We start from the raw sequence: 6,857 nt of genomic DNA on the forward strand, positions 1-6,857 counted from the left end.
CCGGACGCGGGGCGGCCTCCTCGGCAGCGGCCGGGTCAGTTCGTCGGCGTGCCCAGCGGCAGGGTGGCGGTGGCGCTGCCCGGCGCCGAGGCGCCGGCCGAGCCCGTCCAGCTGGGGCTGCCTCCGGTCGGGCCGCCGGTGCCGGTCGGACTTCCGGTGCCGGTCGGGGTGCCGGTGCCGGTCGGGGTGGGCGTCCCCGGGGTGCCGGTCGGGGACGGGGTGCCCTGCGTCTCCGTCGGGGTCGGGGTCGGCGTGCCCGGACCGGTCGGCGTCCCCGGGTCGGTCGGCGTGGTCGGCGGGGTCCCCGGCGTGGTCGGCGGCGTCACCACGCCGCCCGGGGCCGGCGGGGCCGGCACCTGCTTGACCGGGCTCGGCGCGATCGGCGTCGCGGCGTCCCAGCCCGACGGCAGGTCCGGCACCTTCCAGGTGCCTCCCGCCTCGTCCGCCGCACCGGACGGGTCCGGCCGGACGGCTCCGAGGATCGGCATCGAGCCGATCGGCGAGATCTTGATGAACGCCCCGGGACGCGGCGCCTGCACGACCAGCCCGCCGCCGATGTACATCCCGATGTGCGAGGCGTCCTGGAAGTACACCACCAGGTCGCCGGGCCGCAGCTGGTTGAGCGCCACGTGCGGCAGCTGCGCCCACTGCTCCTGGCTGGTGCGCGGGATCGCCTTGCCGGCGTGCAGCCAGGCCTGCGAGGTGAGGCCGGAGCGGTCGTAGGAGTCCGGTCCGGTGCCGCCCCACAGGTACGGCTTGCCCAGCTGTGCCAGCGCGAAGACCACGGCCGCGCGCCCCTGGAGGGAGGGCGTGCGCTCACCCTTGCCGAGCGCCCCGGAGGCGAGGAACGCGAGCTGCGCCTCGTCCGCCTTGGCCTTCTCCAGCTGTTCCAGCTCGGCCCGCTGGGCACCGGTCAGCGAGGAGACCAGCTGCTCGACCGCGGCGAGGTCGGTGGCGGCCTTGGCCTTGGCCGCGTCCTGCTGGGCGACGAGCGTCTGGGAGGCCTTCAGCGCCTCCTCGTTCTCCTTCTTCAGCCCGTCCAGCGCGTCCCGGTCGCTCTTCAGCTTGTCCAGGAACTCCGACTGCGAGCGGCTGGCCACGGCGAGCAGCTCGGCGATGGTGACCGCCTCGTACGGGTCCTTGGAGAGCAGCAGTTCGGCGTACGCGGAGGCGGCCCCGTTGCGGTACTGCGCCGCGGCGAGCTGCGAGGCGATGTCGGTGCCGGCGTCGACCTGCTTCTGCTGGCGGTCCAGCCGGCCCTGGACGTCGGTGAGCGTGGTCTGCTGTTCCGCCACCTTGGCGACGGCGCCGTTGTACTGCTCGGTGGCGGCCTCGGCGCTCTGGTAGAGCGCGTGCAGCTGGTCGAGCATCGGGCCGAGGGTGGCCTTGGCGGCGGCGAGCGGGTCCGCGCCGGGGACGATCTGGCCGGTTCCCGGGTCCGGCGCGGCCCAGGCGGCCTGGGTGGCCACCGGCAGCGCGAGGGCGGCCGCCGCGAGGACGGCTCCGCAGCGCAGCGCCGCCCGGACCCAGGGTCGTACGGCTGTCGTTTCGGCTCTCTGTCCCGCCCCGCTCATGCCCGTGGTCCTCCCCGCCGCGCACTGCCCCTGTCCCGGCTTCCCGGATCCCGCAGATCCTCCCATGGGTTACTCGCCGGAAACAGGGCGTGTGAGGACTGGGAGGTTAATTCTGGATTGATCTGTGAGACAGGTCTCAGCAAACCGGGTCGAACCGGCATGTTCTTCGCTAATGTCCAGTTCAGCGCGCCCGAAGTCACGAAGATGAAAGCCAATGGTTACTACGGGTCAACCTTAGGAACCACGATTCCCGGCCCAGTTCACCTTCCGTTTACCAAGCCGACCTACGGTCGCGACGTCATCAACGTCCGTATGACAACTACGACGATTGTTTGGGTATGGAACACATCTCGTTCCTGGTGGCCGTTGTGATCATCACGGCGCTCGCCTTCGACTTCACCAACGGGTTCCACGACACCGCCAACGCGGCCGCCACCGCGATCGCGACCGGCGCCCTCCGCCCGAAGGTCGCGGTCACCATCGCGGCCCTGCTCAACTTCGCGGGTGCGTTCCTGTCCGTGAAGGTCGCCACCACCATCTCCGGCGGAATCGTCAACGAGAAGGCCGGCGTCCATCCCGAGATCATCTTCGCCGCACTGGCCGGCGCGATCCTCTGGAACCTGCTGACCTGGCTGCGCGGCCTGCCGTCCAGCTCCTCGCACGCCCTGTACGGCGGCCTGATCGGCGCCACGATCGTCGGCGTCGGCATGAACGGCGTCAACTTCGACACCGTGATCACCAAGATCCTCATCCCGGCGGTCGCCTCCCCCTTCGTGGCCGGCCTCGCCTCCTGGGGCGCCACCAAGCTGGCTTACGCGATCACCCGCAAGGGCAACGCGGCGACCACCGAGAAGGGCTTCAAGACCGGCCAGGTCTTCTCCTCCTCGCTGATCTCGCTGGCGCACGGCACCAACGACGCCCAGAAGACGATGGGCATCATCACCCTGACCCTGGTCTCGGTCGGCGCCCTGCCGCACGGCGCGCTGCCCCCCACCTGGGTGATCGTCTCGGCCGGCGCCGCGATCGCGCTCGGCACCTACATGGGCGGCTGGCGGATCATCCGCTCGATGGGCAAGGGCCTGGCGGACATCCGCCCGCCGCAGGGCTTCGCCTCCGAGTCGGCCGCCGCGACCGTCATCCTGACCTCGTCGCACATGGGCTTCGGCCTCTCCACCACCCAGGTCTGCTCCGGCGGCATCATGGGCGCCGGCCTCGGCGGCCCGAAGGGCGAGCTGCGCTGGAGCCTGGTCCGCCGCATGGTCTACACCTGGGGCCTGACCCTGCCGGCCGCCGCGGTGGTCTCCGGCCTCGCGGCCCTGGTGGCCGAGCAGGGCAACTGGGGCGTCGCCCTGGTCGGTGCCGTGCTGGTGGCCGGTTCGGCCGCGATGTGGGTGATCTCCCGCCGCCAGCCGGTCAGCGCGGACAACGTCAACGACGTCACCCCCGTCGAGGTCGCCCCGGTCGACGTCACGCCGAACGGCGCGGCGACCACCCCCACCCCCGCCTCGACCACGGTCGCGGCCTGAGCGCCGCAGGCTGAGGAGCACTCACCATGCACATCAAGTGGAACGCCCTGGCCCAGACCGCCGGACTCAGCTTCGGCATCACCGTCGCCGTGGTCGCCGTCTTCGCGCTCGGCATCCTGGCGCTGTCCCGCCGCGAGGCCGCGGCGGGAGCCGCCCGGGACGGCGGGGCCGCCGGGGCCGCGGGCGGCGGCAAGCTCGCCCTGGCCGGCGCGTACACCTGCTTCGCGCTCTGCGGCGCGGTCGTCCTCTACGGACTGTCGCTGATCGCCGGGAAGTAGCCCGCAGGACCCGACGACGACGGGCCGGGGAGTGTCTCGACACTCCCCGGCCCGTTCGCGTGTCCGCCGACCGGTCGGCCCGCCCGCCGGTCAGTTCTCCTGGCTGGTCTTCAGCGCCGTCTCGCGGATGAACAGCACGGTGACGAAGGCCAGCACCGCGAACGGAGCGGCCCACAGGAAGACGTTGCCGACACCGTGGCCGAAGGCGTCCGTCACCAGCGGCACGATCGGGGCCGGCAGCTTGGCCAGGTCGGGGATGCCGCCGCCGGAGGCCGAGGCCGAGGCCGGGATGTGCGCGGCGGCCAGGTTCTCGGCCAGGTAGTGGCCGACCTTGTTGGTCATCAGCGCACCGAGCGCGGAGACGCCCATCGCGCCGCCCATGGTGCGGAAGAAGGTGACCACCGAGCTGGCCGCGCCGAGCTCGTGCCGGGGCACCGTGTTCTGCACCGCGAGCACCAGGTTCTGGCTGGTCAGACCGAGGCCGACGCCGGTGATCGCCATGTAGACGGAGAGCAGCACGTAGCTGGTGTCGGCCCGGGCGGTGCCGAGCAGGCCGAAGCCGATCGCGAGCAGCGCGGTGCCGGAGACCAGGTAGGCCTTCCACCTGCCGTACTTGGTGATCAGCCGGCCGACCACCGCGGAGGAGAGCGCCAGGCCGAGGATCATCGGCAGGGTCATCAGACCGGCCACGGTCGGGGACTTGGCGCGGGCCAGCTGGAAGTACTGGCTGAGGAAGGTGGTCGCGCCGTACATCCCGACGCCGACCAGCACGCTGGCCAGCGCGGCCAGGGTGACGGTGCGGTACTTGAAGAGGCTCGGCGGGATGATCGGCTCGGCCGCGCGGCGCTCGATCGCGATGGCCAGGGCGCCCAGCAGCAGGCCGCCGCCGACCATGGCCACGGTCTGCCAGGACATCCAGGCGTAGTTCTTGCCGGCCAGGGTGATCCAGATCATCAGCAGGCTGACCGAGGCGGTGATGACCACCGCGCCCAGATAGTCGATCTTCGCCTTGCGCTTGACCACCGGCAGCTTGAGGGTGCGCTGCACCACCAGGATCGCGGCCAGCGCGAACGGGATGCCGACGTAGAAGCACCAGCGCCAGCCCAGCCAGGAGGTGTCCACGATGACGCCGCCGACCAGCGGGCCGCCGATGGTGGCGAGCGCGAAGACCGCGCCGAAGTAGCCGCTGTACCGGCCGCGCTCGCGCGGCGGGACCATCGCGGCCAGGCAGATCTGGCCGAGCGCCACGACACCGCCGGCGCCGATGCCCTGGAGCGCGCGGCAGGCGATCAGCTCGCCGGTGTTCTGCGAGAGGCCGGCCAGCGCCGAGGTGCCGACGTAGATCAGCAGGGCGATCTGGAGCAGCAGCTTCTTGCTGGCGAGGTCGGACAGCTTGCCCCAGATCGGGGTGGAGGCGGTGAGGGTGAGCAGGGCCGCGGTGATGACCCAGGTGTACGCGGACTGGCCTCCGTGCAGGTCGGCCAGGATGTGCGGCAGGGCGTTGGAGACGATGGTCGAGGAGAGCACGGCCACGAACAGGCCGAGCAGGAGGCCGGAGAGGGCCTCCATCACCTGCCGGTGCGTCATCTGTGGACTGTCGGTCGCGGCGGCGGTGGCGCTCGCGGCCTCGGTGGTCACGGTCATCTGGGTCCTTCGGCGAGGCGGCCTTCGGCAAGGCGGGCGGGAGGCGCGGATCATGAAATTTCGTTGCCGTAAGCAACCATAAGTCTGGATGGTTGAGTTAGGCAACTTTCTTCAAGGGAAAGTAAAGCCCGGCCCCGACCCCCGCCCCCGAGCCCCGGCCACGCCGCCGCGGGCCGCGCGGTCACTCGACCGGCGGCTCCCCCAGTACGTCGTTGAAGCGGTGCAGCAGCACCGCGAAGCGGGCCACGTCCTCCGGCGACCAGTCACCCATCACCTCGCGCACCCGCCGCATCCGCACGTCCCGCGCGGCCAGGAAGCGCCGCCGCCCGTCCTCGGTGAGCGAGACCAGCGAGGCCCGGCGGTCCAGCGGGTCCGCCTCCCGGGCCACCAGGCCCAGCTCCTCCAGCGTCCGGACCTGTCGGCTCACCGTCGCCTTGCCGATGGCGAAGTGCACGCCGACGTCCGTCACCCGCACCGGCTCCGCCTGCTCGATGTAACCGAGGAGGCTGTACGCCATGCCCTCCAGCCCGGGGTGCACCCGCCGTGAGAGTTCCGCCACTCTGGCCCGGCCGCGCCGGAACATCAGCGCGACCTCCCGCTCCACCGCCACCAGGGCTTCCTCGTCGCTCACCGCGCCAGTATCGCGCAGCGACGCCCGCCACAGCCCGGCGCGTGAGGTACGACGAGCTAACTAGTTCATGGTATTAAGTATCGGTTCTGGAAGTACCGATTTTCCCCGATACGCAAGGAGATGTGGATGGCAGCCCCGGGGCAGGGTTTCGTCGCCGAGTTGAAGAGTGCGGTCACCCCGCGCGCGGCACTGCTCGTGTTCGGAGTCCTGCTGCTCCAGCTCGGCTTCATCACCTCCTACATCGGGGCGCTGCACAAACCCGCCCCGCAGAACCTCTCGATCGCGGTGGTCGCCCCGCCGCAGGTCGCCCCCAAGCTGGTCGGGGCGCTGGAGTCGGTGCCGAACGACGCCGTCCGGGCCTCCACCGCGCCGGACGCCGCGACCGCGACCCAGCTGATCAAGGACCAGAAGCTCTACGCCGCGCTGGTCGTGGACCCGACCTCCACCCAGGACACCCTGCTGGTCGGCAACGCCCGCGGCACCGCCGCCGCCAAGGCCGCCGAGACCATCACCACCGCGATCGACCAGAGCCAGGGCCGGACCGTCAAGGTCGAGGACGTGGTGCCGCTCGCCAAGGGCGACAACAACGGCCTCTCCGCCTTCTACCTGGTCATCGGCTGGTGCGTCGGCGGCTACCTGGTCGCCTCGATCCTCGGCATCAGCGCCGGCTCCAAGCCGGCCAACACCCACCGCCTGCTGATCCGCCTCGGCGTCCTCGCGGTGTACTCGATCGGGGCCGGCCTCCTCGGCACGGTGATCGCCGGACCGGTGCTGAACGCCCTGCCGGGCTCGGTCCTCGCCCTGAGCGCCGTCGGCGCCCTGGTGGTCTTCACCGTCGGCGCGTTCACCATGGCACTCCAGTGCCTGTTCGACATCCTCGGCATCGGCGTCGCGGTGCTGATCTTCGTGGTGCTCGGCAACCCGAGCGCGGGCGGGGTCTACCCGGCCCCGATGACGCCGCCGTTCTGGCGGGCCATCGGCTCCTGGATCCCCAACGGCGCCGGCACCAGCGCCACCAAGTCGGTCGCCTACTTCGGCTCCACCAACCTGGGGATGCCGATCCTGGTCATGGTGGTCTGGGCGCTGATCGGCATCGGCGTCGCCCTGCTGGCCGTCCTGCGCGGCCCGCGCTCCGGCGGCCGCGAACTGGTGGCCGACGAGGCCTGAGCCTCCCGCCACCGACCGCCACCGACCGCCCCGAGCC

The 6,857-nt window shown here is 71.6% G+C and carries 6 protein-coding genes; 3 read left to right on the forward strand and 3 right to left on the reverse strand.

Features of this window, described 5'->3' with window-relative positions:
- Positions 1–35 precede the first annotated feature (35 nt).
- Entirely contained in the window at positions 36–1,574 is a 1,539-nt protein-coding gene (locus tag ACFRMQ_RS36175; RefSeq protein WP_380735072.1) for a C40 family peptidase, read from the reverse strand.
- Between the two features lie 338 nt (positions 1,575–1,912).
- Here ACFRMQ_RS36175 and ACFRMQ_RS36180 point away from each other — a divergent pair, with 338 nt between their 5' ends.
- Both ACFRMQ_RS36180 and ACFRMQ_RS36185 read left to right on the forward strand, forming a co-directional pair.
- Positions 1,913–3,100, forward strand: a complete 1,188-nt coding sequence (locus ACFRMQ_RS36180; RefSeq protein ID WP_380735073.1) for an anion permease — start codon at positions 1,913–1,915, stop codon at positions 3,098–3,100.
- 26 nt (positions 3,101–3,126) lie between these two features.
- A complete protein-coding gene (locus ACFRMQ_RS36185; RefSeq protein WP_380735074.1) occupies positions 3,127–3,378 on the forward strand; it encodes a hypothetical protein in 252 nt (83 codons plus the stop codon).
- Positions 3,379–3,468: 90 nt separating this feature from the next.
- Here ACFRMQ_RS36185 and ACFRMQ_RS36190 read toward each other — a convergent pair whose 3' ends face one another.
- Positions 3,469–5,022 carry an MDR family MFS transporter gene (locus tag ACFRMQ_RS36190; protein WP_380735075.1) on the reverse strand — a complete coding sequence of 518 codons (1,554 nt, stop codon included), beginning with the start codon at positions 5,020–5,022 and terminating at the stop codon, positions 3,469–3,471.
- Between the two features lie 181 nt (positions 5,023–5,203).
- Positions 5,204–5,653: a MarR family winged helix-turn-helix transcriptional regulator gene (locus ACFRMQ_RS36195; protein ID WP_380735076.1), complete on the reverse strand. Its 450-nt coding sequence runs from the start codon at positions 5,651–5,653 to the stop codon at positions 5,204–5,206.
- 126 nt (positions 5,654–5,779) lie between these two features.
- Between ACFRMQ_RS36195 and ACFRMQ_RS36200 the strand changes: the two genes are divergently transcribed.
- The gene (locus ACFRMQ_RS36200; protein WP_380735077.1) at positions 5,780–6,820 is read left to right on the forward strand and encodes a DUF3533 domain-containing protein; all 1,041 of its coding nucleotides are present in this window, start codon (positions 5,780–5,782) and stop codon (positions 6,818–6,820) included.
- The last annotated feature ends 37 nt before the right edge of the window (positions 6,821–6,857 follow it).

The sequence above is a fragment of the Kitasatospora sp. NPDC056783 genome (assembly GCF_042789895.1).
In the GTDB taxonomy this organism is placed as follows: Bacteria; Actinomycetota; Actinomycetes; order Streptomycetales; family Streptomycetaceae; genus Kitasatospora.